The organism is Herpetosiphon gulosus, assembly GCF_039545135.1.
GTDB lineage: Bacteria > Chloroflexota > Chloroflexia > Chloroflexales > Herpetosiphonaceae > Herpetosiphon > Herpetosiphon gulosus.
In genome coordinates this window covers 23,773-50,646 of record NZ_BAABRU010000025.1, presented here as the reverse complement: position 1 = coordinate 50,646, position 26,874 = coordinate 23,773, and the positions used below count along the sequence as shown (strand labels likewise).

General features: G+C 51.3%; 22 protein-coding genes and 1 tRNA gene. 11 read left to right on the top strand and 12 right to left on the bottom strand.

Annotated features, from left to right (window positions below; translation table 11 throughout):
• The 3 genes from ABEB26_RS23175 to ndk form a co-directional block, all read left to right on the top strand.
• Nucleotides 1-1,271 (top strand): tetratricopeptide repeat protein (locus ABEB26_RS23175; protein ID WP_486348327.1); only part of this gene is annotated, 1,271 nt, incomplete at its 5' end.
• Nucleotides 1,272-1,303: 32 nt separating this feature from the next.
• Entirely contained in the window at nucleotides 1,304-1,651 is a 348-nt protein-coding gene (locus ABEB26_RS23170) for a roadblock/LC7 domain-containing protein (protein WP_012191747.1), read from the top strand.
• Between the two features lie 142 nt (nucleotides 1,652-1,793).
• Complete coding sequence (gene ndk / locus ABEB26_RS23165; protein WP_345724469.1) at nucleotides 1,794-2,243, top strand: nucleoside-diphosphate kinase; 450 nt, start codon at nucleotides 1,794-1,796, stop codon at nucleotides 2,241-2,243.
• Nucleotides 2,244-2,293: 50 nt separating this feature from the next.
• On the opposite strand, the gene ABEB26_RS23160 is transcribed toward ndk, so the two are convergent.
• Complete coding sequence (locus tag ABEB26_RS23160) at nucleotides 2,294-4,498, bottom strand: glycosyltransferase family 39 protein (RefSeq protein ID WP_345724468.1); 2,205 nt, start codon at nucleotides 4,496-4,498, stop codon at nucleotides 2,294-2,296.
• 358 nt (nucleotides 4,499-4,856) lie between these two features.
• On the opposite strand from ABEB26_RS23160, the gene ABEB26_RS23155 reads away from it, so the two are divergent.
• The 3 genes from ABEB26_RS23155 to coaBC all read left to right on the top strand — a co-directional run bounded on the left by ABEB26_RS23155 (nucleotide 4,857) and on the right by coaBC (nucleotide 8,056).
• The gene (locus ABEB26_RS23155; protein ID WP_345724467.1) at nucleotides 4,857-5,018 is read left to right on the top strand and encodes a hypothetical protein; all 162 of its coding nucleotides are present in this window, start codon (nucleotides 4,857-4,859) and stop codon (nucleotides 5,016-5,018) included.
• A gap of 12 nt (nucleotides 5,019-5,030) precedes the next feature.
• Nucleotides 5,031-6,782: a M61 family metallopeptidase gene (locus ABEB26_RS23150; protein WP_345724466.1), complete on the top strand. Its 1,752-nt coding sequence runs from the start codon at nucleotides 5,031-5,033 to the stop codon at nucleotides 6,780-6,782.
• 71 nt (nucleotides 6,783-6,853) lie between these two features.
• Nucleotides 6,854-8,056 carry a bifunctional phosphopantothenoylcysteine decarboxylase/phosphopantothenate--cysteine ligase CoaBC gene (gene coaBC / locus ABEB26_RS23145; RefSeq protein ID WP_345724465.1) on the top strand — a complete coding sequence of 401 codons (1,203 nt, stop codon included), beginning with the start codon at nucleotides 6,854-6,856 and terminating at the stop codon, nucleotides 8,054-8,056.
• A gap of 64 nt (nucleotides 8,057-8,120) precedes the next feature.
• On the opposite strand, the gene ABEB26_RS23140 is transcribed toward coaBC, so the two are convergent.
• The 5 genes from ABEB26_RS23140 to hisZ all read right to left on the bottom strand — a co-directional run bounded on the left by ABEB26_RS23140 (nucleotide 8,121) and on the right by hisZ (nucleotide 15,840).
• A complete protein-coding gene (locus ABEB26_RS23140) occupies nucleotides 8,121-9,833 on the bottom strand; it encodes a proline--tRNA ligase (RefSeq protein WP_345724464.1) in 1,713 nt (570 codons plus the stop codon).
• 116 nt (nucleotides 9,834-9,949) lie between these two features.
• Nucleotides 9,950-11,431 (bottom strand): DUF4153 domain-containing protein, encoded by a 1,482-nt coding sequence (locus tag ABEB26_RS23135; RefSeq protein WP_345724463.1) that lies wholly within the window; start codon nucleotides 11,429-11,431, stop codon nucleotides 9,950-9,952.
• A gap of 155 nt (nucleotides 11,432-11,586) precedes the next feature.
• On the bottom strand, nucleotides 11,587-13,311 hold the full coding sequence (locus ABEB26_RS23130; RefSeq protein WP_345724462.1) for an ArnT family glycosyltransferase: 1,725 nt from the start codon (nucleotides 13,309-13,311) through the stop codon (nucleotides 11,587-11,589).
• Between the two features lie 44 nt (nucleotides 13,312-13,355).
• Entirely contained in the window at nucleotides 13,356-14,402 is a 1,047-nt protein-coding gene (gene pheS / locus ABEB26_RS23125) for a phenylalanine--tRNA ligase subunit alpha (protein ID WP_345724461.1), read from the bottom strand.
• A gap of 37 nt (nucleotides 14,403-14,439) precedes the next feature.
• On the bottom strand, nucleotides 14,440-15,840 hold the full coding sequence (gene hisZ / locus ABEB26_RS23120; RefSeq protein ID WP_345724460.1) for an ATP phosphoribosyltransferase regulatory subunit: 1,401 nt from the start codon (nucleotides 15,838-15,840) through the stop codon (nucleotides 14,440-14,442).
• A 178-nt stretch (nucleotides 15,841-16,018) separates the two neighbouring features.
• Between hisZ and ABEB26_RS23115 the strand changes: the two genes are divergently transcribed.
• Together ABEB26_RS23115 and ABEB26_RS23110 are read left to right on the top strand one after the other, a co-directional pair.
• Complete coding sequence (locus ABEB26_RS23115; RefSeq protein WP_345724459.1) at nucleotides 16,019-16,714, top strand: DUF6391 domain-containing protein; 696 nt, start codon at nucleotides 16,019-16,021, stop codon at nucleotides 16,712-16,714.
• Nucleotides 16,715-16,828: 114 nt separating this feature from the next.
• Nucleotides 16,829-17,641, top strand: a complete 813-nt coding sequence (locus tag ABEB26_RS23110) for a MerR family transcriptional regulator (RefSeq protein WP_345724458.1) — start codon at nucleotides 16,829-16,831, stop codon at nucleotides 17,639-17,641.
• A 145-nt stretch (nucleotides 17,642-17,786) separates the two neighbouring features.
• Here ABEB26_RS23110 and ABEB26_RS23105 read toward each other — a convergent pair whose 3' ends face one another.
• The 4 genes from ABEB26_RS23105 to ABEB26_RS23090 all read right to left on the bottom strand — a co-directional run bounded on the left by ABEB26_RS23105 (nucleotide 17,787) and on the right by ABEB26_RS23090 (nucleotide 20,229).
• Complete coding sequence (locus ABEB26_RS23105; RefSeq protein ID WP_345724457.1) at nucleotides 17,787-18,560, bottom strand: DUF554 domain-containing protein; 774 nt, start codon at nucleotides 18,558-18,560, stop codon at nucleotides 17,787-17,789.
• A gap of 57 nt (nucleotides 18,561-18,617) precedes the next feature.
• Nucleotides 18,618-18,694: transfer RNA gene (locus ABEB26_RS23100), tRNA-Arg, on the bottom strand.
• Nucleotides 18,695-18,929: 235 nt separating this feature from the next.
• Nucleotides 18,930-19,778 (bottom strand): dioxygenase family protein, encoded by an 849-nt coding sequence (locus ABEB26_RS23095; protein WP_345724456.1) that lies wholly within the window; start codon nucleotides 19,776-19,778, stop codon nucleotides 18,930-18,932.
• Between the two features lie 79 nt (nucleotides 19,779-19,857).
• Nucleotides 19,858-20,229: a DUF1304 domain-containing protein gene (locus ABEB26_RS23090; protein ID WP_345724455.1), complete on the bottom strand. Its 372-nt coding sequence runs from the start codon at nucleotides 20,227-20,229 to the stop codon at nucleotides 19,858-19,860.
• A 304-nt stretch (nucleotides 20,230-20,533) separates the two neighbouring features.
• Between ABEB26_RS23090 and ABEB26_RS23085 the strand changes: the two genes are divergently transcribed.
• From ABEB26_RS23085 to ABEB26_RS23075, 3 genes are all read left to right on the top strand, one after another.
• Nucleotides 20,534-22,273 (top strand): peptidoglycan D,D-transpeptidase FtsI family protein, encoded by a 1,740-nt coding sequence (locus ABEB26_RS23085; protein WP_345724454.1) that lies wholly within the window; start codon nucleotides 20,534-20,536, stop codon nucleotides 22,271-22,273.
• A gap of 22 nt (nucleotides 22,274-22,295) precedes the next feature.
• Entirely contained in the window at nucleotides 22,296-23,378 is a 1,083-nt protein-coding gene (locus ABEB26_RS23080; protein WP_345724453.1) for a M20/M25/M40 family metallo-hydrolase, read from the top strand.
• A 75-nt stretch (nucleotides 23,379-23,453) separates the two neighbouring features.
• Nucleotides 23,454-24,800, top strand: a complete 1,347-nt coding sequence (locus ABEB26_RS23075) for a S41 family peptidase (protein WP_345724452.1) — start codon at nucleotides 23,454-23,456, stop codon at nucleotides 24,798-24,800.
• Here the strand turns inward: ABEB26_RS23075 and ABEB26_RS23070 are convergent.
• Both ABEB26_RS23070 and ABEB26_RS23065 read right to left on the bottom strand, forming a co-directional pair.
• Entirely contained in the window at nucleotides 24,787-25,977 is a 1,191-nt protein-coding gene (locus ABEB26_RS23070; RefSeq protein ID WP_345724451.1) for an energy-coupling factor transporter transmembrane component T, read from the bottom strand. The genes ABEB26_RS23075 and ABEB26_RS23070 overlap by 14 nt on opposite strands.
• Nucleotides 25,974-26,846: a hypothetical protein gene (locus tag ABEB26_RS23065; RefSeq protein ID WP_345724449.1), complete on the bottom strand. Its 873-nt coding sequence runs from the start codon at nucleotides 26,844-26,846 to the stop codon at nucleotides 25,974-25,976. The genes ABEB26_RS23070 and ABEB26_RS23065 overlap by 4 nt, the downstream gene beginning before the upstream one ends.
• Nucleotides 26,847-26,874 lie beyond the last annotated feature (28 nt).

Genomic DNA, 26,874 nt, shown 5'->3' with positions numbered 1-26,874 from the left:
TGACCCCGTTCTCACTGACCGATTTGGGCTTGAGCGCCGAAGAAATCGCGATGCTGAATGGGGAAACCAGTGAAACGGCGGCAGCAGAACCAGCTCGATTCGGGTTCGATGATTTTGAGTTTGAGCAGCCAAGTGCGAACGCTGAGCCAGAAATGACTCCGTTTTCGCTGACGGATTTGGGCTTGAGCGCCGAAGAAATTGCTGTTTTGGAAGGCACAAGCGAACCTGAACCTGAGATCGAAGCCGAAGAGCCTGATATGTCGCCCTTCACCTTTGATCAACTAGGCTTGAGCGCTGAAGAACTTGCTGCATTGGAAGGCACTGAAGCGCCAGCAGCTGAACCTGCCAGTGAGCTAGAACCTGATCTCACGCCATTTTCGCTAGCCGATTTGGGCTTGAGCGAAGAAGAAATTGCCTCGTTGCAACAAGGCGACGATGATCGGAGCTTGAAGCTGAGCGAAGAAGAATTGATGGGCATCGATTTTGTTTTGCCAAGCGCTGAGCCAGAACCAGAACCAGTCGTCGAAGCAGCACCAGCCGAACCAGAAATGACCCCGTTCTCGTGGGAAGATTTGGGCTTAAGCGACGATGAAATTGCCATAATCGATTCGCCAGTTGAGCCAGTGGTCGAGGCTGCACCGGTTGTGGTCGTGCCAACGCCGCCTGCAATTGTTGAAACACCATCTGTAATTAGCGCAACACCTACGCCCAAAGTTGAGCCAGAGGCTGATAACAAACGTACTCCGTTGTATCCAGTTTCCTCACGGCCACGTGAAGAAGAGCAACGCCCACGCGCACCGTTATACAACGTTTCGCCACGTCGTGAACCAAAACCAGCGGCTGAAACGCCGGTGGTTGAAACCTCGCCCGTGTTGGCTCAGACACCAACACCAGCAGCATCAGCACCTGTGGCTAGCCCAACGGTTACGCCAAGCAGTGGTGGGGCCAGTGGCGATGGCCCAGACTTTAGCGAATACTACCAACAACTTGAGGCCGACCCAAACAACCATGGCTTGCGAATGGCCTTGGCTCGGATGATTAGTCAAACTGCCTCGGTTGATCAAGCCTTAAATGAATACAAACGGCTGATTAAACAAAATCAACTGATGGATCAAGTAGTTGATGATCTGCAAGATCTGATTGAGTCGCACGATGACCCAGGCTTGCTCCAACGGCTGCACCGTGCTTTAGGTGATGCCTATTCTAAGCAAGGACGCTGGCGTGAAGCGATGGATGAGTATGGCTGGGTGCTAAATAAACCACGTCGTTAACGCACCAAGCAACTGAAGAAAGGCTAGACCCTATGCGTCATATCGTTGAGGACTTAATTCGGGTTGAAGGGGTTATCGGCAGCCTCTTAGTAGGCCGCGATGGTTTGGTTATCGCCAGCACTTTAATCGAAGATGAAGATGCTGAAGTATTGGGCGCGATGTCGGCAGCAGTATTTGGTGAAATTGATAAAGCGACCAAACGGATTGGTATTGGCACACTGGTTGATGCAATTATTGATGCCAAAGATGGTTCGATTTTATTGCTCGAAGCTCGTGACGTAATTCTGACGGTGGTAACGCAACGAATGGTTAATCTTGGTTTGGTCAAGATTGAAATGCGCCGCGCTGCCAAAAATATTAGCAAGGCAGTACCGATTTAGGCATGTTGGCGGTTTGATGAGCGAGTCACCTTGATTGGTGGCTCGCTTTTTTTATGGCTGATTGGCTAAATATGCTACAATGCCCACGGTCGTGTAAACGATACTTTCTTTGATTAACCAAGCATAATGGAGGCATTTCCCTGTGGAAAAGTCATTGATCATCTTAAAGCCTGATGCAGTTCAACGTGGCTTAATTGGGCCAATTTTGACCCGCTTGGAAGCTCGCGGCTTGAAATTTATTGGCATCAAATTGTCACAAGTCAGCAGCGAGTTGGCTCACAAGCACTACGGCGTTCACGAAGGCAAGCCATTTTTCGCTGGTTTGGTTTCGTACATTACCTCAGGCCCAGTGCTGGTCGTTGCGGTTGAAGGCAAAGATGTGATCGAAATTGTGCGCTCAACTGTTGGCGCAACCAATCCCGTCAAGGCTGCCCCTGGCACGATCCGTGGCGATTTTGGTGTGAATATCGGGCGCAACTTGATCCACGCCTCAGACTCACCTGAAAATGGCGAACATGAAGTGGCACTGTTCTTCAGCAGCGAAGAATTGATCCGCTCAGAACGCTCAGTCGATCAATGGATTACCGAGTAATCTAGCTCGTTGATGCGCCTTGGGATGTTTGTACATCCCAAGGTTTTTTTTTATTTTAATTCAACCCGATCAAGCTGAAAGCCCAATAAACGCAATGGATCGGCGGCGCGTGAACTGACCCGTGTTGCCAAATCTTCGGGGCCGCTGACGAAGGTGCTACTAGCAAATTCAATCAGCAAATCGTTGCCTTGCGGTTGGGCGGGCAAGGCAATTTCAAGCCAATACCAATCGGGTTTGAGTTGATAACTATCGATTAATTGGCCATTAAGGCTAACGCTGATGCGGGTTGGTTGCCAATCGTTGGTGAAGCCATTCAGATGTAAGCGCAGAGTTTGGGCTTGGCCAGTTGCTGCTTGGGGTAAACGCAAGGCCGAGGCTTGGCTGCTCCAACGAAAATCTGGTTGATTATGCTCGCTCTGATAAAATCCGCGCACATAGCCATAATCTAAACCTGAGCCAAGATCGATGGTGGTGGTTGGCACGACGGTCAAATAGTTCCAGGCCCAAGCCAGATCATTAATAATTTCGACATCGCGGAAGTTTAAACGGGCGACTGCCGCTGTAAGTTGGCCTTGGCGTTGCATCAAATTACCCTCAAGCATCAAAATGCGTGCCGATTGCACTGGGTTATTTTTGGGATTAGCCTGTTGGTAGAAGGCCAAGGCTTGTTCTGATTTACCTTCAGCTTCCAGTAGTTGGCCGTTGATCAAGGCTAAACAGCGCCGCCCAGTATAGCCACTAACGCTGGTATTTTCGCTGCGACCCTCAGCATCAATTTGGTCGTGCAATTGGCGAGCTTCGGCTAAATCACCAGCTTGCAATAGCTCACGAATTGTCTGACATTGGTTGGCTTGTTGCACCCCAGCAAAGCCCAAGCGTACATCTTGCCAAACGCTACGCACCCCGACTGATTCTGGTAAATAGACATACGATGGCAATACGATCAGCCACAATAAGCCAGCACTAGCCCAAGCATAACGCTGTTGACGGCTACTAGCCCAAGCTTGCGACCACTGCACGATTGCCAAAGCAGCATAGATGATCACAAATGGAATCAACGGTTGGCGAAAGCGGGCAATTGCAAAAATCAATGAGCCGACAATGATGTTATAGCCCAACCAACCAAGCACCAAGCCTTTGCCAGCAACTGCTTGCTTGCGCCAAAACCCAAGCACCGCCAAGCCGACAATTACCACATACAACGTGTCGTCGAGCAGCAGGCCCAAAAGATGCGGCACTGGCACGCGGCCATCAACATAGCCATCGGTCAAATGTTCAGCACTATCAAACCGCACTTGTAAAATATCCAACAATTCGAGTGCCGTTTTGCTAATAAAGCGCTGTGGATTTTCGCCTAGCCAAGTAAACCCTTGGGCATACGCTTGATTTTGACGCGCTGCCTGCGAGCCTTGACAGACCAAGCCATTGCCACCACACAAAATTTCGGCTAGGCGGGTGCCATTACGGCCATCGGGTGTGGCAATTTGTGCACCGAGGGCAAAATTATAACCACCAGTCGTATCGACCAAAATCAAGCCATCGCCGTTGCTCCAACGATTGGTTGCAAAGGCCGTCCATGGCAAGACAATCACACACACGCTGAGCGTAAAGCCAAGCACTGGTTTAATCATAGCTTGCCAGCGTGGGCGCTGAGTATGCCAAATTTGCCAAGCAATCCACAAGGCGGGCAAGGGCAGCCAAGTTAAAATGATTGCCCGCGTCAAGGCAGCCAGGCCAAAGCCCACCCCCGCCAAGAGCAAATCGTGCCAATGACGGGTACTAGCCCAACGCAACAACAACAAATTCGCCGCCAAGAAGATGCTCAAAAACACAGTTTCTGAAAGCATAAAATAGCTAAATGCGGCAAATGAATAGCCCAGCGCCATCAACCAACCAGCGATTAAGCTAACCCGTGCTTGGTATTCAGTTGGAGCAAGCCGCTTAGCGATCCGCATGGTTAGCCAAACGCTTAAAACGCTAATCAAGGCTTGGCTGAGGCGGGGAGCCCACAACGCGCTATTACCAAACAGCTTGATATGCGCCGCCAAAAAACTAATATATAGTGGCGGACGCGTCCAGATCCAGCCATCGAAAAACTGAAATTCACGGCCTTGCGCTAGCCAAATTGCCGCGCCCCAATATTCGCCTTCGTCGCTAATCCAATCGTTATAGGGCAAGAGCCACCACGTAGCAAGGCGCAGGCCCAACGCAACCGCCAAAATGATGCAGGTATGCAGTGTGTATCGTTTCATCATCTTTACAAGATCATCACTGATCGTTGATAACTAAAATGCATTTCAAGGCTGCAAGCGTAGACCAGATGCTCAAAATATGCAAATAGCTGTCAGTTGCTAGGTGTCAAGGGGCAGTTATTCATATGGCGATTGATCCACGAAGGGCACGAATGGTGTGGGCTATGGGCTTTTGGCTATCGGTGATTGATTGCAAATGTCAACAATTGTTCCGATAGCCTTCAGCCTAGAGCCTTATTTCGTGCCCTTCGTGGTTAAAAATCTGAACCCTAGTCCCTGAAACCTAACCCCTGCTCCCCTTTGTTGGATGGGTTATTTTAAGCTACACTGATAGCAACTCACTTTTATAGGAGTTCTGCTCATGCGCCGTGAGGCTTTATTACTTGCACGGATCACGTGGTTTGCGGGGGTTTTAGGCTTGGTGATTGCAATTATCACCAAACACGATCCGTTACTTACCACTGCTGGTCTCTTGATTGCCGGTAGCACAATTGGCTATGCGGTTGCTGCCGATAACGATTAAAGGAGTATGCCTGTGTCTGTTGTCCTTGATTACACCCTCGCGATTCCTCAACCTCAACGCCATATCATCAACGTCACACTGCGGATTGAGGGTTTAACGGGTTCTGAAACGTCGTTGCAATTGCCAGCATGGACACCAGGCTCGTATCTGCTCCGTGAATACGCCCGCCATTTGCGTTTTGTCGAGGCTCGTGCCAATGGTCAAGCACTGGTCATCCATAAAACTGATCGCCTGACATGGCAGGTGCAAACTAATGGTGCTAGCACAATAACCGTAACCTATCAAGTCTATGGCTATGAATTGACCGTGCGCACCAATCACATTGATGCAACCCATGCGCATATCGTGCCGGCTGCAACGTTACTTTATTTGCCCGAATATCACGATTGCACATACAATCTGCGGCTTGAACTGCCAAATAGTTGGGAAATTGCCACAGGCTTGCCGCAATTGGCCGATGGTCGTTATGGAACCAGCGATTTAGATGAATTGATGGATTGCCCATTTGAGGTCGGCGAATTGCGCCGCTATCGCTTTGAAGTCGTCGAAAAAGCTCATGAGGTGGTAGTTTGGGGCCATGGCAACGAAGATATCGAGCAAGTGCTGGCCGACACCAAGCAAATTGTTGAAACTGAGCATGCCTTCTGGGGTGATTTGCCGTATGATTATTATTTGTTTATTGTGCTGCTGGCCGGAGCTAATACCTACGGCGGTTTAGAGCATCGCAATTCAACCTCGCTCTTGCTACCACGCCATGTATTCAAGCCCAGCAAAACCTATGAACGCGCTCAAGGCCTGATTGCCCACGAATTTTTCCATACCTGGAATGTCAAACGGTTACGGGCTGCACCGCTCGGCCCTTTCGATTACACCCGCGAAAATTACACGCGTTTGTTGTGGGTGATGGAAGGTTTCACCGAATACTACACCGATTTGATGTTGGTCCGAGCAGGCTTGATGACTCCTCAGCGCTACCTTGAGCGCTTGGCCGATGATATTACAACCCTGCAAAATACGCCTGGTCGCTTGGTACATAGCCTGAGCAGTTCCTCATTCGATGCATGGATCAAGTTCTATCGGCCTGATGAATCAACCCCAAACACCACCGTTTCGTATTATCTCAAGGGTGGGCTGGCAGCATTGGTGCTCGATATGCAATTGCGCGAACGGAGCAATGGTCAGCAATCGCTTGATGATTTGATTCGCTATCTCTATCGGACGTATCCAATTACTGGCCCGGGGATTCCCGAAGCCGATGGGATGCAGCAAGCGCTGCAAACACTCACAGGCAGCGATTGGAGCGAGTATTTCGCCAATTATATCGATGGATTAAGCGAATTGCCCTATGCCGAAGCCTTTGCCACTGTTGGCTTGCAATTGCAATGGACCTATAAAGATCGTGATTCGCAAGGCAATCCACGGCCTCAACTTGGCGCTCGCACCAAAGCCGTCGAAGGTCGGGTACAAATTACCCATGTGCTCGATGGCGGCGATGCTGATCGCGCTGGCCTAGCCGCTGGCGATGAATTAATTGCCCTCGATGGTTGGCGCATCGATGAAGATGGCTTGAACAAACGACTAGCCGATTATCCAATCGGCGCAACGGTGCAATTAAGTTTCTTCCGGCGTGATGAATTATTGCACTTGCCCGTTACGTTCAGCCAACCTAACCCTGATTTCTTGAGCCTAACGTTGGTTAGCCAACCAAGTGCTAGCCAACGCCAACAGGCCGCTGCATGGCTCGGTACGCCATTGTTTAAATAAAAGCCACGGGCCATTGCAACTACATTCAACGTAGTGTAATGGCCTACTTTTGGTTAATTGAGGAAATTGCCATGACATTGGTAGATCGGCGGATTGTGCTAGGCGTGACGGGTGGAATTGCCGCCTACAAGGTTGTGCAGCTAGCACGAAATCTGAGCTTGGCTGGGGCGTTGGTCGATGTAGTAATGACTGAAGAGGCCACCAAATTCGTCACGCCCTTGACCTTTGGGGCATTAACCCATCGCCCTGTTTATACCGATATGTGGCAACTCTCCGAGCAAACCGATATTGGCCATGTCACAATTGGCGATCGGGCTGATTTGATCATCATCGCGCCTGCCACTGCCAACACAATTGCCCGGCTGGCCATGGGCATGAGCGATGATATGCTGACCACAACCGTGCTCGCTTCACGTGCGCCAATTTTGCTAGCTCCGGCGATGAATGTGAATATGTGGGCTAATCCTGCTACTCAAGCCAATGTTGCAACCTTGCAAAGTCGTGGCGTGCAGATTATTGCCCCAACTGCTGGGCGTATGGCCGAGCCAATGGTCGGGATTGGTCGGTTGGCGGAGATCGATCAGATCGAGGCTGAGATTCGTTTGGCCTTGGGGCGGCGGTTTGGGACATTAGCTGGCAAGCGTTTGATTATCACTGCTGGCGGAACTCACGAGGCGATCGATCCAGTACGCTTTATTGGCAATCGCTCATCGGGCGCGATGGGTTTTGCCCTGGCCGCCGCCGCCCGTGATGCTGGCGCAGATGTGCGCTTGATTATCGGCGCAGCCAGCGCCACTCCGCCGCTTGGCACGCAGCATATCTATGCCGAAAGCGCCGCCGCCATGCACGATGCTTTACATCATGAAATTAACCAAGGCTGCGATATGTTGATTATGGCTGCTGCGGTCGCCGATTATCGGCCTGTGAGCGTCGCCGATAATAAAATTAAAAAAACTGAGCAAGCCGATCACGCATTGAGCTTGCAACTGACCCAAACCACCGATATTCTAGCCAGCCTCAAAGACCATACAGGCTTGATCAAGATTGGCTTTGCTGCCGAAACCCACGACCTTGAGCAGTATGCCCAAGCTAAACTCACGCGCAAAGGGCTTGATGCGATTGTCGCCAACGATGCGCGAACTGCACTCGGGGCAAGTGATAACGCCGTAACCGTGTTTAGCCGCCACGGCCAGCGCTGGGATTTTGGCCGCCAAGCCAAAACTGAGCTGGCTCAGCAGTTGATTGAGTTGTTCAGTGGTTTCCTGAGAACGTAGGGATCGGGGATCAGGGGCTAGGGGTCAGGGGCCAGTCTAAAACTGACCCCTGACCCCTCAAAAATTAGCTTAGGCTAGCAAACATCGCTTGGCGCACGCCCAAAACATGGCTCAGCAGATCGGCTAATGCAACCATGGTGGTTTCGCCAGTGCTGCGAATTTTGACCTCGGCTTGACCATTTTTCAGGCCACGCGAGCCGATAATTACCTGGATTGGATTGCCAATCAAATCGGCATCGCCAAATTTATTGCCAGCGTTAACATCGCGATCATCCAACAACACCGTCACGCCTTGGGCTTGCAAATCGCTGTAGAGTTGATCAGCGACGCTTTTGGTTTCGACATTGCTTTGATAATCGGTACCAACCACATGCACTTGATATGGCGCAACCGTAATTGGCAGCATCATACCACGGGCATCGTTGAATTTTTCAATCAATGAAGCCAAAATCCGTTGCACCCCAATGCCATAGCAGCCCATGATCGCTGGTTGCATTTCGCCCTTTTCGTTGGCGAACACACATTTCATGGCGGCTGAATATTTGGTACCAAGCTTGAAGATATTGCCAACTTCGATCGCGCGGGCAATCGTCAATGGTTCACCACAGCGGCTACAGGGTTGGCCTTCGAGCACATCGGTCAAATCAACAACTTCGCCCGTGAAATCCCGCTCCCAATTTAAATTGAGATCGTAGTGGCCAGCTTTGCCAGCCGCGCCAACCAAATTGCGTTCGGTGGTCAAAGCGCTATCGACCAAAATTCGCACGTTTTGGCTAGCCTTGAGGCTGCGTGGCGCAACACTCGCAAAACCGCTCAAGCCATAATTGGCTAAGTCGGCTTCGCTGACGTTTTGCAATTCAGCGCCAACGGCATTTTGCAATTTAATGTGGTTGATTTCGCGGCCTGCTGGGGCATAAGTCACCACCAACACACCTTCGGCGGTTTTATACAGCTTAATTTGAATGACGCGAGTTGGTGCAACCCCGAAGTGCCCAGCCAAATCTTTGGTGTTGGCTTCGCCTTGGCTTAGGGCTTCGAGCGCGGCAGTTGAGGTAGGGTTGGCCCCAACGGCAACTTCGCGATTGGCCGAATAGCCACAGCTTGGACATAAGATCAGGGTATCTTCGCCAGCTGGTGTGACCGCCATAAATTCGTGAGCAATCTTGCCACCCATCATGCCCGGGTCAGATTGCACAACTTCGACTGGCAAGCCACAGCGTTGGTAAATTCGCTTGTAGGCGTTGAGCACTTGCTCATAATAGTGGTCGAGATCTTCTATCGTGGCGTGGAAGGAATAGGCATCCTTCATCGTAAACTCACGCAAGCGAATAATTCCGCCACGTGGTCGCGCTTCGTCACGATATTTGGTCTGAATTTGGTAGACCATCACTGGCATTTGGCGATACGATTTGATATAGCGGCGCATGATGTCGGTGACCACTTCTTCATGGGTCATATTCAACACCATATCTTTGTTGTTGCGATCTTTGAAGCGCAGCAATTCTTCGGTTACGCCTTCGTAGCGACCAGTTTCGCGCCAGAGATCAGCGCTGGTCACTACTGGCATCAACAACTCTTGGCCGTCAATCGCATCCATCTCTTCGCGAATAATTTGCGAGATTTTCTGGGTCGAACGGACACATAACGGCAGCAACGAGTAGATTCCAGCTGATTGTTGCTTGACATAGCCAGCCCGCACCAACAGCGAGTGACTAATTAATTCGGCATCATTTGGTGCTTCTTTGGTGGTACTCGTTGCAAGTTTCGACATTCGCATACGAATTAGTTCTCCATTTGGTGCTGCTGGCAACAATTGCCAGATTAAGCTGATTGGTGCTCCGCGCTTGGGCGGTAGCGAAGGTCAATTGTACCACTTACCACCAGCAATCAAGATCACATTGAGCGATCAATTGGACAACTCATGGTGGTCAACAGCTGTTTATTTTGCAGCACAGCATCACGGGCCTTGCTGCGACTGAGATTGGTGCTGCGCCAATCAGCAGCATTTTCTTGCCAATAATCTAATAAGAGCGTGGCAATTTGGCAATTTTGCTCCGAAGGCAGGCTAGGGAGCACCTCGATAATCGCTGGCACAGCATCAGCATCATCGGCCAAACTACCAATGTAATAGCCATCGAAGCTAGCTACGCCGCGATGGCTGGCGTTGTAGCGCACAATCAAATTGCTGGGATTCAACAAAACCAAGCCAATTAGTACCAGCATGGCCGCAATCAAAGCACCATTGGCAAAATATTGGCCACGTTGGCGCAGCACGGTTGCCACAAACCACAAGGCCACCAGCACAATCCAAATCATCAAAGCCGTCGCTTGGATGCGTGATTCAGTCAAACCATAGGCATCGATGTACAACAACATCCGCGACACTGCCGAAGCTAACACCACCCCAACTTGGACCAACAACACCAAGGCCAAAACCCGAAACAAGGGTTGGGCTTCAGTCCGTTGTTCGCTCAGCCAACTGCCAACTAACAGCGTTGGCAAGACCAACAATGCTACGGTTACTAGCTCGAAAAAGCCACGGCGAGCATAATCGGCATAGGTAATACCTTCGGCAATTTGCTGCTCACCACCAAATAAATAGCGAATTTGAATCAACACAAACAAGCCAAAAAGCGTATTCAGCAAGCCCAAAATGATGCCAACTTCGATCTTGCCAATGTTCAAAAAACTTGGGCGTTCAGCAAACGAAATCTCAGGTTTTGGCGCGGCAAATAAAATCCAGCCACAACCTAAAATTGCCCATGTGCCAAACAGCACCACAAATACATGCTCAAACAGCCAATCCAAATTCCAGTTAAACAAATCTGCGAAGATATTTTCAAACACTGCATCGGCTGAGGCAAACAAGCCACCAAACACACACAATAATGGTAAGGCTAAGCCTAGCCCAATCAAAATTGGCCGTAATTTGGCGCTGGTGAAATTCCCAACCCGCAGTGGTAAATGGATCGATGCTGCAAAGCTACCGAACGCCGCGCCAAATCCTGCCACCACACCCGAGACAATCCAGCCACGAATCGAGGCCAATTGCCAATGAGTGCGGTAGGGTTGGCTGAAAATGAGCATCCAGGCCAAGATCCAGCAGAAGCCCAGCCAAAACAAGATCGCGCTATTATCGCGTAGCACAAAGCCCAAACTAGCTATATTGGCGACAGCTAACCAAAGCCACGTTTCTTTGGTTAATGGTTGGGCTTGCTTAAATGCCAAGCCAACGATTGCCCCGCTTGAGAGCAGCGTCCAGAGCACAAAATTAATACCCCAAGTTTGATGGAACAAACCTAGTAAATCGGCAATCAGCGCCAGCCCAAACGCCACTGGCAAAAGATACAGCGTAAGCCGTTGTTGGCGGGTCATACAATTTCCTCGCAATCAAGCTATCCTCGGTGCTTGGATTGTAGATGCCTGCGCTAGCACCTAAGTGCCAGATTATGTGCACTTGAGTGCATAATCAATGGATTTAGCTTAATCAGTGACTGTGCATATGATCCGAGTGAGGTCTCAATTCAAATCTACTGTTCAACTATAACCTTGCCAACGACTGCATAATCGCCAAGCAGGATGCCGTCTTGGCTCCAAACGCCGGCGCGGCTCCAATCGCCAAATTCATCAAACCAGCCGATCCGCACTTCGTACTCGCCAGCGGCCAAATCGGCGGGAATGTTGATCGTTAGCAGATCTTCCCACCAATCGTCGGGTGTCCAGCGCAACGAATGCCAAACCCCATCTTGCGGCTGCACATCGAAGGCAAAGCTTTCATCTTTGCTGCCAACTTGGGCCAAATGCACAAACAACGACCATTTGCGATCTTGTTTGCCGACCGCTCGCCACAATGTATTAACCAGCCATGGTTGGCCTGCTTTGGCGGTGGGTGGCAGCAAAATGCCGCGTAGTTCAATCGGGTTGGCAGTATCAGGCCGCCACAAGGCCAAAACTGGCCGCTCTGGCTGTGGCTCAACCACCAGATAGGGGTAGGCAGCGCTAATCACGGTATTTGGCAAGCCGACTGCCATAGTTACCAATAACGCTGGTAGAAGCCAAGCCGCTGTTTTGACGCTGCGTTCAAGCCCAATTGCTAAGGCACACGCCGCCACCGGAGCCGCCGGAAACAAGAAACGGGCCTGCCAGCCAACTTGGCCGCTTAACACTGCAAAAGCAAATGTCCAAGCGAAGGCCAAACCAACCAAGGCCCAAGCGATTTGCCAGCATTGATTGATGCGTAAACGGCGAATACCTAAAATTGCCAGGCCAATCCAAATCGCTAGCAACCAATACAGCCATTGCGGTGCGGCGACGCTCATCCAGCCAAAGCGGGCAATCAGCGAACTGCCCAAGGCATGCATAGCCTCGCCCCAATCGTGTAAGCTCCATGGTGAGAAGGTTGGGCTGCTAAATTCGCCTTTGTACAAGCCCAAGCCAAACGGGTCGCCATACAACAGCAAATTGCGCACGTACCACCAACCAGCAATCGCAGTGCTACTCAGGCTCATCCCGCCAATCGCAGGCCAAATGTTGATTGTGCGGCGCAATTGCCAAAGCCGCAGCCCAATCAATGGAATCAGCAGCACCGCACTTTGCTTGGTCAGTAACGCTGCCCCAAGCGTTGCGCCAACCGCCCATGGCCACCAAACCTGAGGATTTGGCTCAAGCAACAGCCACAACAAACCAGCACATAACAACCACAACAATGGATCATTTGAGACTAGAACTGAGTGAAACAGCAGTTGCGGCCAGAATGCCAACAAACTCGCGGCAAAACTTGCCAACGTTTTGCTCAAGCCCAAACGTAAACCGACTGCATAGCCCACAATAATCGTCAGGGCCGCGCAGCCAATTGAAAACCAACGCAAACGATGCCATACCAGCACATCAGTTTGGTAGGGTGGTCGATCAATTGAGCGCCAAGCAAAGGCGGCTGGTTCCTTGCCGCCAGCCCAAATCCAGCGATGATTGTTCGCTAGAATCACCACCCGATCTTCGACCGCAACTGAGCGGGCCAATGGTTGCATAAGCCAATAAGCCAGTGGTGGCTGATGGCCTTCGCCTGGCACATCGCCTAAACGCTGGTCGGGTAGGCGATTGTTGCGGGCCACAAATAAGGCATATTCGGCATGGCCAGGCTCATCTGGGCCTTCGCCCAAGGGAATGCGGGTACTCCACCAGACCGCTAGCGTGCAATACACCAGCAGCAGGAGCAGTAAAGGCCAATGGTAGCGGAAGCGTTGTAATGCAGACATTGAAGCAAGGCGCTGAATGAGGCCATTCAGCGCCGATTGGAGAATTAACCGAATTGTTCCAAGAACCGACCATCGTTGGAGAAGAACCAGCGAATGTCGTCGATGTCGTAGCGCAGCATGGTTTGGCGTTCTGGCCCCATCCCAAAGGCAAAGCCGCTCCATTCGGTTGGATCATAGCCGCCGTTGCGCAAGACGGTTGGGTGCACCATACCCGCACCCAGAATTTCCAGCCAGCCGCTCTTTTTGCAAATCCGGCAGCCTTCGCCGCCACAAATAAAACATTCGATATCGACTTCGACGCTTGGCTCGGTGAAGGGGAAATATGAAGGTCGATAACGCACTTTCACATCATCCTTAAACATGCGCCGAGCGAAGTTAGCCAAGGTACCTTTGAGGTCGGCCATGGTAATGTTTCTGCCGATTACCAAGCCCTCAACTTGATGAAACATCATCTCGGAGCGGGCGCTGACTGGCTCGTAGCGATAACATTTGCCAGGCAAAATTACCCGAATTGGCTCAGGATTCAAGGTTCGCATCACATGAATTTGGCCAGGCGAGGTGTGGGTGCGCAATACCACCTTTTGATGGGGATCATCGGATTGCACATAGAAGGTGTCCCACATATCGCGAGCTGGGTGATGCGCCGGCATGTTGAGCAATTCAAAATTATACTCATCGGATTCGACTTCGCGACTTTCCCAAACTTGGAAGCCCATTTCAGCAAAAATATGCTGAATTCGGCGCAGCGATTGGGTGCTGGGGTGCAAACGACCAATATTGGCCGCCCGCCCAGGCAAACTAATGTCAACTGCATCTTCTTCAAGTTCGTGATGCAAGGCTGCGCTTTGCAAACGTGCTTCTAAAATGGTTTCTTGTTCGCTCAGGGCTTGCTTGATCGCGCCAAAGCGTTGACCAAAAGCTGGCCGATCTTTGGGGTCGAGCTTGCCGATTGATTGACTGGCTTGGGCCAACGCGCCCTTTTTGCCAGTCCATTGGGTGCGCCATGCTGCCAAATCATCAAGTGATTGGACACTGGCTAAGGCCGCTGCGGCCTCTTTTTCAATTTGATCTAATTGCTCAAACATTGCCATTCCTACCTTTTAATATGCTCCGCGTAGTGTAGCACACTCATTGGGTTTTCTGTTCATTTAAATCGCGCAGTTGAATGCCATCAGCACTGACCAAGGCCAAATGGCTCATTTCACGCCGACGGGCATCATTTAAATTTGCCGCATACGAACGTTGGCGCAAATCGACAGCGGTGCGATAGCCTTGTTGGCGCAAGGTTGCTGCTGCTTGAATCACCAAGGCATGATCATCGCCAACCACCAATACGCTCTTAACTGGGTCAATTTCGGCTGGTGCAACTGCCGCCACGATTCGTTCGAGGCCATAGGCAAAACCGACTGCTGGCAGCGCCCGCCCGCCAAGCGCCGCAACTAAATCATCATAGCGGCCACCACCACAGAGTTGCAAACCATCAGCGCCATCGATCTCAAAAATTAGGCCCGTGTAGTAGTGTAACCCACGACCCATGCCAAAATCCAGCACAATCTGATCTGCTGGCACGCCATATGCCTCAAGCAAGGTCAAGCTGGTTTGCAACTCATCCAAAGCGTCGGGTGCAACCGTATATTCTTGGCAAAGCTCGCGCATCTGTTGCATCACAACTGGGGCAGAGCCACGGGCAGCGCTCAAGGCTGAAAGCAACTGCCATGCGCGATCAAGATTAAGTGCATCATCGCCACGGCGCAGTTTGCGCACCAAGCGTTGAATAATCGCTTGCGGCTCACGACCGCCGCTGTCGAGGCGCACCCCAAGGCTTGGTAATACGCGCAACAATAGCGTCTCAAGATCTTGGTCGGCAAGGTGGGCTAGGCTGGCTAAATCAACTGGCAGATCGTCGTCATCGTCGCGCCATTGTTGTTTAACCGCATCAAGCCCTTTGGAGCGAATCCGTTCAAGGCTCCAGGTGAGCGCCGAGGTGATTCGTTCGGGTAAGCCAAGGCTATTCAGCAACGTCTTAATCACACCAATATGGCCAATCGTTAATGTCCATTGCTGAATGCCTAGTTCGCGCAATCCAGTGACGGCTAGGCCTAAGGCTTCAGCATCGGCCAACGGGCCAGGTGCACCGATTAATTCGATGCCAACTTGGGTAAATTGGCGATAGGTGGCGCGACGTGGGCGTTCATAGCGAAACACTGGCCCAGCGTAGCGCAGGCGTAATGGAATCGGCGCATCGCCCATGCCACTGATGACTGCTCGTAAGACCGAGGCTGTCCATTCAGGACGCAAGGCCAAATCACGGCCACCTTGATTCCAATGGTACAATTTGGCGATGAGATCATCACCAGATTTCTTTAAATACAACTCACGATGCTCAAGCAATGGCAACTCAATTGGGTCGTAGCCAGCTTGATCAAATGTAGCGGTTAATGTCTGAATCAGCGCCTGACGTTGGTGAACGGCAGCGGCAAAAAGGTCACGGGTTCCGCGAACCACTTCAGGAGTTAATTGATAGCCCACAGGTTCCTCCGAGCACAATCGCAACCATTGTACGCGAAAATTTCGCAAGGGTGAACGGAACCAAATAGGGTTGTATAACGTAAAGTACTTATGTCTGCCTTGACGGCTACTCAGTGGCGTGATACGCTGCTTTTATTGGTACTTTACAGCTTGTTAACTGCCACGGGAAGGAAAGCCTATGCATGGATTAATGATTTTTTCGGGATTATTTGGTGCGTTGGCAGTCATCTTCTGGTTCTTCGGTCAGCCAATTTGGTCATTGTTAAATGTCCCCCGTCAACTCAATCAATTGTGGCAAGGTGTGGCTGTGCGGCGAAATCACGCAATCGAACACGCCACAGTCAATGTGCTCGAAGAGCGCTATGGCTCGCAATTGGTCGATGGCTGTGCAACAACCGAAGGCTTTCGCATTCGCGCCGCGATTGATCCGGCGTTGTTGTTCGATGCTGCCCGTGAAGGTTTGTTACGGCTGCAACGCGGCGAACGCTCGATGGCAATTTATCGGCGTTGTGCAACAGCCTTGAGCTTTTGTTTTCTGACCGTTGCTTCGATCGGCCTTGGCATGGTTGCTTTCCTCGATATGTTGTCAAGTACCAGTATTTTCTTGGCATTAACCATTGCTGGCGCACTTACCCCCAGGTTAAGCCCACTTTTTCAACGCTTTTTTACAACCTCGCTCGATGTTAAGGGTATGAGTATTGGCGCGATTGAGCTAGTGCCACCAACCTTGTTTATGGGCTTGTCGTTTGCTGCTGGCGGCGCAGAGTTTGCCGTGCGCACCAAACCAGCTCGGCGCATTTATCAACCACCCTATCGCTATGGCGAACGGGTTCCGGTGTATGTGCCAGTTGAAAATAATCCCCGCCAACGCTAAATCTGCATTCAATTTAGATCAAATCAAAAGCCGAAGTAAGCAACTTCGGCTTTTTTGTTGCCCACCAAAACTCACCCTTGTGTCTGCCCTTGGGGATGACCCTATACTAGCGCTATGAACGAACAGCGTATCTCAATTGGTAGCTTTGCCCAAGCAACTCGACTATCGCTCAAAGCGTTGCGGATGTACGATCAACTAGGCATCTTAGCGGCTCACTATGTCGATCCACAGACTGGCTATCGTTATTATCAGGCTGAGCAATTGGCCACTGCTCGCTTGATTGGTATGTTGCGTCAAATCAACATGCCGCTCGCCACGATTCGCCAATTAATTAATGCTTCTGCTAAAGATGCCGAGATTTTGCTCAGCCGCTACATTCGTTCAGTCGAGTTGCAGGCAATCCAAGCCCGTCGTGCCCAAAGCCTCATCCTCGGGTTAATTCGTCAAGAAGGAGTTTGTATGAGCCTTGAAGTAACTGTCCGCCAACAAGCCGATCAGCCCATTCTCAGCATCACCAAACGCACGTTTGTTAACGAGTTGGATAATGTGATTGCGCATGCCTTCCACACGATGGAACGTTTTGCCGCTGAGCATAATTTAGTTGTGCGTGGCTCTGCGTTTGGCATTTTTCACGGCACGATTAACGCCGATGATGATGGCCCGATTGAAGTTTGTTTACCTGTTGATCAGCTTGTCGAGTCGCAAGGCGAGATAGTTGGGCGAATTTTGCCAGCTGGCAAAGTTGCAGTAGTCACAATGCACGGCGATCAGTGTGAGTTTCCGCATATTTTGGCGGGCTACGATGCTGGCAGCGATTGGGTCAAGGCCAATGGCTATGTGATCTCCGATTCACCGCGCGAAATCTGGATCAACCCACCTGGACCTGATGCCTTGATGGAAATTGCTTGGCCATTCCACGAAGCCTAAAATGTGCCCTTACGGGGGTAGGTTTTAACGTTCCCTCACCCCAACCCCTCTCCCACTGCGGCGGGAGAGGGGCGTTCCAAGCTTCATGATCACAGGATTCCCCCTCGCCTCGCGGGTGGGAGAGGGGATTAGGGGGTGAGGGAATTTAAAGCACACTAATCAGCCAATGAAACAGCGGAGCCATCAGCAGCGCAGGCAACAGCGAAGCCACTCGAATTTTGGTCAGGTCAAGCAGATTGATGCCCACGCCAACCACCATCAAGCCCCCAACCCCAGTGATGATCAATACCCGTGGATCGACCGCTGGATTGGGCAAAATCGTAGCTAACGCGCCAGCCGCCAGCGCCACCCCACCTTGATAGATCAAAATAATCAAGATCGAAAAGCCCACGCCAATCCCAAAGCTGCTAGCCAAAGCAATTGCCGCCAAGCCATCGAGTGCCGCCTTGATGATCAACAATTGTGCATCGCCGATCAAGCCATTGTTAATGCTGCCAATCAAGGTCATTGGGCCAATACAAAACAGTAATGAGGCTGCTACAAAGCCCTCGGTAAAACGCCCGCTGCCGCGAAACTTGGCCTTGAGCCAATCGCCTAGCGCCGCCAAACGCTCCTCGACTCGCCACCACTCGCCCAGCAAACCACCAACTACCAAGCCAACTAAACCGATCACTACGCCATCGACCACAATTGGCTGAGCTGCTTGGGCCGTGCTTTGCAAGGTTGCTCCGGCCTTGTTCATGCTACCAGCCATCGATAAGCCAATAAAGATCGTCACCAAGCCCAGGGCCTGCATAATGACTGTTTGCATCCGTTCGGGCAAACGTCCACGCAAGGCTAGACCTAAACCTGTGCCAAGTGCCACTGTCGCCACATTGATCAACGTTCCATTGAGTTTTGCCCACAGACTCAGATCCATCCTGCCTACTCCTAAACAAAAACCACGAAGCATCAAGGCTTCGTGGTTGTTTAACATTGGTGACCCCGGCGCGACTCGAACGCGCGACACACAGTTTAGGAAACTGTTGCTCTATCCACCTGAGCTACGGGATCATACCATCGGCAATTATGCTTAAGCCTGACCGAAATGTCAACCCCGTTAAAAATATGAAAGGATGAGGGATGAAATTGAGAACATAGAGTATAGGGATCAGGGGTCAGGAATTAGGCGATTAGCTATCGAAAGCGAATCAGATGAATCTAGGTCAATCTGCGGCAAAAAACTGAGCCTTCGTGCTCTTCGTGTCCTTCGTGGATCAAATATCCCTAACCCCTGATCCCTTGGTAATTAAATCTGCAGGCCGATCTCGAAGGTGGCGCTATAGCCTTGAGCGCTTGGCGTAACCGTCAAAATCGTTTGGCCGCCGCTTTGTTGATAAATGCCATCACCATCATTGAGCAAGGTTCTTACGCCTTTGGCCACATATGGTGCTTGGGCATGCACCACATCAGTCAAGCTTTCGTCAAAGAAAAATTGAGAAGTAAACTCATAGCCAGCATCGGTACGAATTTTAAAGTGAATATGTACCGCTCGCCCTTGATACCAGCCTGGATAAATTGTCGTAAATTTGGCTAGACCGCTGGCATCGGTGCGTTGAAAACCGCGCAAAAATTTCTGACCAACTGTGTTAAAACTGCGGTCAGTTGCATCTGAATAGACTCCATCTGCATCGCAATGCCATAAATCGACAATTGCTCCAGCTAATGCCGTACATGTGCCTGCCCCAATTTGGCTCACCACAACATTAATATCCAACTGTGTGCCTGCGCTAACCGCATTGTTGCTCGGATCAGAACGAATATCCGAGCGCTCGAGTTTTTCATCGACAAAATATGGGCCTTCGGTTAACTCAGGCCGCACAATACAACTGGGTAAGGCCGCTACCGCCTCGCTAGTTGCGGTTACTTCGGCAGTGCTGGTTGCGGCAGCAGTTGCCGTCGCCGCCTCGGCAATTGTATTGGTTGCGGCGCTGGTAGCTGTGGCCGTTGGTGCACTCGCTTGAGCCACAGTCGTCGCAGTTGGCACAACCTCGGTACTACAACCAGCAATGACCGCCGCCGAACCAGCCAACCCAAACAGCCTGAGTACCTCGCGCCGACTCAAAATCCGGCCAACTGGTTGATCGTCATTATCCATCGAATGCCTCCTTGTTCATAAAACCGCCCAAGCAGCATACCAAAGAATAATGAAGAAAACTTAAAGATTTTCTAAGGAACTAAACAAACATGTGGATCAGCAAAGCCACCAAAGCCACAATCGCCGGGCCACCTTGGATGAACAAAATTGAGCGCTTGGCGGTCAAGCCACCATAAATTGCTGCCACGACCACACAAAGCACAAAAAAGAGTTGAATCTGCAAGCCAAACTCGACAGTGGGATGCACCAAACCCCAAATTAAGCCAGCCGCCAAAAAACCATTGTACAAGCCTTGATTGGCTGCTAACGATTTGGATTGTTGGGCAAACTCAGGCGTTAAACCGAACGATTTCATGGTGCGCGGCTGCGTCCAAGCAAACATCTCAAGATACAAAATATAAATATGTTCGACCGCCACCAAGCCCACCAAAATTAAACTAACGATTGCCATCACTCACCACCTTTACTACATTCCAACGAGCTAATCAGTTGCCAAATCAGTGCCTGCCGATTGGGAGCAACTAGCTAGCTATAGTACCGCAAGATGGGGGATCGGTTGTCGGCGATCGGGAGTTTTTGATCCACGAAGGGCACGAAGAGCACGAAGTTTCCTTTTTAGCCAAAAGCCTTATAGGATCTATGTTCTTCATCCCTCATCCCTCATCCCTCATGCTTAACGTTCATCCCCCTTTCATTGCGACTAGCCCATTTAGCTTTATAATGACACTACGTTTTGGTTACAGGAGAGCGGTCGCATGCAGCGTTTCTTGAAATCACTTGCAGGGTTAATCGCGGTTGGCTTGATTATCTATGGGATGGTGCCATGGTCAAAAGAAGAACATTGGTTGCCATGTTTATGGATCGCTACCATCTTGGGTGGTTTTGCGATTTGGCCGATTCGCACCCAACGCGCCACTGGCATTTATACTGCAACCCAAAACTTAGCTTTGTTTATGATTATCGGTTTTACCATGTTGACGCTGCAATTGCTGCGCACCCAAGTGATTCGCGCCGATGAGATTTATAATCGGGTGGTTGCCGAGGACGATGGCAACATTATTAGCAATATTCGCTTAGTTCGTAGCACCAATCGAATCAAGCGTGGCGCAATTTTCGATTCGCAAGGCGTTACCTTAGCCGAAAATGTGATCGTTTCTGATAATCGTTCCTATCGCACTTACCCAATTGCCAATCAATACGATATGCGAGCCTTTGGTCATACTCTGGGCTATGTTAGCAGCATCTATGGCTTGTATGGCTTGGAAAGTAGCTATAACGAATATTTGGCTGGGGGCAAGGGCAATAGCTGGCAAAATTTGCAAAATCAGCTGTTTAGCCGCCCGCGCGAAGGCAATAACGTGCAACTAACGATCAACGCGCAATTACAAGATCGAGCTTTCAAAGCGCTCGATGGGCGGGTTGGTTCGGTTGTGGTAATCGATGTCAAAACCGGAGCAATTCGGGCGATGGTCAGCACGCCCAGCTTTGATCCTTCGCAATTAACCTTGCGGCTCGATGCCGAAGATTATTCGGCGGAAAGCGATCGAGTGGTCAATTATTGGAACTCGTTGATCAGCGATGAATCACGGCCATTAGTTTTTCGCTCAACCCAAGGCCAATACCCACCAGGCTCGACCTTTAAAACTGTAACCGCAATTGGGGTGCTGAATAACCCTGAGGTTGGCAAGCCAGAAGATATCACCTGCCCCAACGAGCTTTTTCCACAAACGGATGTAAGTGTGCCAGTGGTCAATGCGGTTGATGATGAAGCTGGCTATATCGCCCAGAAATTTGGTGAAAAGTTTGGGCTTGATGGGGTTTATGCCTTTTCGTGCAACACAGCCTTTGCCCAATATGGCATTCGCTTGCAAAGTGATGGGCGCAATTTGCTCGAAGATCAAGCGCGGCGTTTTCATATTTACCCCGCCGATGAATTGCCCGACACTGGCGATTTGACCGATTTGCCTTCAGCGCCCAGCCAACTCTATGGTGGCGAAGATGGCGATGAATGGTGGAGCCAGCCCGTGGCAATTGCCGACACTGCCTACGGTCAAGGCCGCTTGCTGGTCACCCCACTTGAAATGGCGATGATCACCCAAGCCATCGGCAATAACGGCGATATGATGAAGCCCTACTTGGTCGAACGGGTGACCACACCCCAAGGCGGCGAGTTGTATCAAGCCCGCCCACGCAAAATCGGCGATCCGATGAGCGTCGAGGTTTCGCAACGCATCCGGATTTCGATGAAGGCGGTGGTTGAGCAAGGTTGGTCGGGGGCAACGGTAGCTGGTGTGCCAGGTTATAGTGTTGGCGGCAAATCGGGCACAGCCGAAAATCCCCTTGGCGCACCGCACGCCTGGTTTATCTCGTTGGCTCCGCTGGAAGACCCCAAATATGCGGTGGCCGTGATGGTTGAGAATGGCGGCGAAGGCACCAGTGTTGGCGGCTCGTTGGCAGGGATTGTCATGTCGGCAGCATTGGAAATCAATCCATAAGCGTTTTTTTGAAGGATTTTTCATGGCTATCAATCAAGAGCGTCTGCTCGATACGTTTTGTACTTTGGTTCGGATCGATAATCCATCTGGTGAAGAAGCGGCGATGGCAGCCCACTTAATTGAGCGCTGCCAAGCCTTGGGGCTTAGCTGTGAGCAGGATGCGATTGGTAATGTGATTGCGCGGTTGGCTGGTGTAGGCTCGCCATTGTTGTTGAATGCCCATATGGATAGCGTTGCGCCATGCCATGGCAAACAGCCAGTCATCCGCGATGGCAATATCTACAGCGCTGGCGATACCGTTTTAGGTGCTGATGATTTGGCGGGCGTTACCGCATTTCTTGAAGGCATTCAAGCGGTTTTAGAATCAGGTCAGCCGCATCGGGCAATCGAGTTGGTGTTTACGGTGCAAGAAGAAACTGGTTTGTATGGTGCTCGAGCGCTCGATTATAGCAAGCTGCAAGCCAAACAAGGCCTCGCTTTCGATTTAAATGGCGATGTTGGGTCGATTTGTATTGGTTCGCCTGCCCACGATTCGTTTACCGCAACGATTACTGGGGTTTCAGCCCACGCTGGAGTTGCCCCCGAAAAAGGCATCAGCGCAATTGAAGTTGCTGCGCATGCGATTGCCGCTATGCCTTTAGGTCGGCTCGACGACGAAACCACCGCCAATATCGGCTCGATCCATGGCGGCAAGGCCAACAACATCGTCCCCGATTCAGTTGTGGTCAAAGGCGAAGCTCGTTCGCGGAACCAAGCCAAACTCGATGCCCAATGGCACATTATGCGCAATGCGTTCGAGCAAGCAGCCGCTAAATTTGGTGCGACAGTTGAAATTGAACACAAACAACATTATGGCCCGAGCGTGCTAGCCCCCGATGCTGAAATTGTGCAATTGCTCAATCAGGCAATTCGGGCGATTGGGCTTGAGCCTTCGTTGGTGGTCACTGGCGGCGGCAGCGATGTCAGTATTATCAGCAATAATGGCATCGAAACTGCCAACTTAGCGATTGGCTACGAAAATATTCACTCGGTCGATGAGTTTATTCCGATTGTGCAACTGCAACGAGCTGCCCAAATCGTCGAACAAATGCTCTTGATGGTCTAAATCGATCGTTCTACCGTAAGCCGCTGGGCTGCTTGTGGGCAGTTTACAGCGGCTTATGCTTAATTTGGGGTGGTTATGCGTTATCGTTGGTTGCTTTTGCTGGGAATTGGATTGCTCGCTAGCTGTACTGCACAATTGCCTTGGGCGGCCACGCCAACTGTGCCACCAACCTCGACCGCGACCACGGCTCCCCTAGCCTTGGCGACCCCAACCTTGTTGCCCAGCCCAACTGCGCAACCGAGCCTTGAGCCAACGCCAACCCTTGAGTTAGCCCAAGCCACACCAACCACGACTACGCCGATGAGTCCCGCCGAACGGCTAGCCTTGTTCAATAATGTTTGGCAAACGGTCAACGAACATTATTTGTATCCCGATTTTAATGGGGTGGATTGGGCCGCCGTACGGACTGAAATCGAGCCACAAGTGCAGGCTGCGCCCGATGATGAAACGCTTTATACAATTCTGGAAGGCATGGTCGCCAAACTCGATGATCAACATTCGCGCTTTGCCCGACCAGTTGAAGCGGTTTATGAAGATGCAGTTGCCAGCGGAACCGATAGCTATGTTGGCATCGGTGTGCTGACAATTCACGAAGAAAATGCCGCCTTTATTACCTTGGTTTTTCCCGATAGCCCAGCTCAAGAGGCTGGCTTGATGCGTGGCGACCGAATTACTGCCGTCGAAGGCCAGCCGTTTACGAGTGCTGACCAAATTCGTGGCCCTGCAGGCAGCCAAGTGCGGCTGACGATTCAAACGCCCCAAGCTGACCCGCGCGAGTTGCTGATAACACGGCGAGCGGTGGTTGGCAAAATTACGCCGTCAGGCCGTCGTTTGCCCAATGCGCCAACCGTTGGCTATTTGCTGATTCCTAGTTTGTGGGCCGACGATATGCATACCCAAGTTGTCAGCGAACTCAGTAAATTGATCGCCGATCCTCAGCCACTTGATGGCTTGATTTTGGATCTGCGATCCAACGGCGGTGGCTGGCGCAGCGTGCTTGAAGGCATTTTGGGCCAATTTGTCAGCGGCGAGGTTGGCAATTTCTATAGTCAAGAAAAACTATATCCGTTAAATGTTAAACCTGGCTTGTTGTATGAGCAGTTGCATCAAGTGCCGCTGGCGGTGCTGATCGATAAAGATAGCGCTTCTTATGCTGAGGTGTTGGCTGGAACGCTGCAATTTAACGGCGCTTTGGTGTTGGGTCAAGCCAGCCAAGGCAATACCGAAACGATTTTTCAATATAATTTTGAGGATGGCTCACGCTTGTGGGTGGCTCAAGAGGGCTTTAAATTGCCCGATGGCAGCAATTTTGAAACCACAGGTGTGCAGCCAAATATTGTGGTCGAAGACGATTGGACCCAATACACGATTCCAAATGATCCAGCGATTTTACAAGCGATTGTTTCATTTAGCGAGCGCTAGGCTTGAACCATAATGGCGCAAGCAAGGCCAATATTGCCAGTGTCAGCAATGGCTCAAATGGCGGCCAAGCTAATTTGGGATAAATTCGATAAAACATTGCGCTGCCTGAACGCTGTGCCAGCCAAAACCCTAGCGGCGCAGCCATCGCCAAAAGCGTGATGGCTGTGGCTCGGCCTGTCCAGCGTTCGCGGCGATAGCTAGTGCGCACAATTAGCCGATTGGTTTGCCACCAATAACTGATCATGGCAATCAAGCCAAGTGCCAACAATACCCAAGCTACAATTGCGCCCAAGCTAGCTTTAGCATAGAAAAACTGCATCCAGATGCCTGCACAAACCAGCAACACGCCTGCTAACCCAAGCCATGTCCAGTAGGCAGCGATGCGACCACGTTGAGCGCGGCCAAAACCGCGAGCTTCCATGGCTTCAGCTAGCGTTAGCGATTGCTCTAAACCGCCGCTGAGCAAGGGCACAAACAAGGGCAAGGCATCGCGCCACGAACGAAAGCGATGGCCGCGCAAACGTTGGGCATCACGAATTGCCCGCAAGCGTAGCAGGGTTTGGGGCACAAAGGCCAAGCCAATGGTTAGCACCAAGCCCAATTGAAAAAAGCCTTGGGGTGTGCGCCGTAACAACCGATAATGATTAACACAGGCGTTGAATGTGCCCACCACCAGCAATAATGTCCACAAGCGTAGCCCACGCACAGCGCCACTTGCCAATTGTTCAGCGGTGATAATTCCGCCCAGTTGAATGCCACCAAGCAGTTGCGGCAAGCGCCAACTTGGCAACTCAAACAGCACCGTTTGGCCGCGCAGCATACTGGCGGTAATCACGCTAAATAGCAAATTAAAGCCAAATAGCACCGCTCCAAGTTGCAACATCACCCGCACCACTGCCTGAAACGGGCTATCCAAGGCGCAACTCTGCCAAACCAACAAAGTCACCGCCCCAATCAAGATTAAATAGAGCGGTTGATCGGTTTGGCCGATACAAGCCAAGGCAGCGACCAGCCATGCCACCCACGCCAAACTATGGCCGCCTTCCCATGGGCGGGCGATGCGGCGCTGCCGTTGGCTCACTGGACTGACCCATTCCTTGTTGGCCGCTGGTGGCGCAGTTTTGGTCAAAGCCTCGCGGGCACGGCCAGCGGTTGGTTGATAGATTTCAGCACTCATCGTTTGCTCTGGCGCTTCCAAATGCCGCCGCCAGCCAAGGCCACTAAAATCAAACCAAAAATCAGATAATTGATTGGAATGGATTCGCCGCTACTGCTGGCATCGATGTTTGGGGTGCTCACGATCGTCAGGGTCGCAATTGGCGCAACAGTGGCCTGCTCAGTTGGCACTGTCGTTGCGCTAGCCACAATGGTTGGGGTTGCGAGTGCTGGCGTTGCGCTTGGCTCTAACTGGGTTGCCGTTGCGCTCGCTGCTGTGGTTGGGCTAGCCGTGATGCTTGGTTCGCTAGCGGTTGTCGCTGGAACTAAAGTATTGGTTGCGGGAATTGCGGTTGGTTCGCTGGTGGCAGTTGCGGGAATTGCGGTCGCCACAGGTGCTGCTTGCGCCGCGCAAACATCGCCCCAACTGATCACTGGCGGCGTGGAGCCACGTTCGACGCTGCCACCACCCCAAGCCCAGCCTTCAACTGCGCCATCGCGCACTTTATACGAGCCAGCCCCAAGCTTAGAATATTGCCAAACGCCATCGAGCAAATGGCTATAAGCCCAATAGGTACAATCGCCGCCTTGGCATTTGCAGGCACACGATTCATTGGGATAATCGCAGCCGACACTATCGATTGAGCAAACCATCGCGCCCATTGAGGAGCCTTCGGCAACCACATTGAAGCCTGCTGCCAGCAAGGCATCATAGCCACTGATCGATTCTTGATCGAAGCCAACACAACGGGCATCGACCGCGCCGGAAGCGTATTGCACGACTACCGCTGCATGATATTGATGCCCATCACCTTGGGCTGCAATTGATTGAGCCAAATTGCCAAGCAGCAACAAAACCAGCGTAACTATCACAACCAACAAACGACCCATGAAATGTTATTCCTATTCGGTAAAGAGT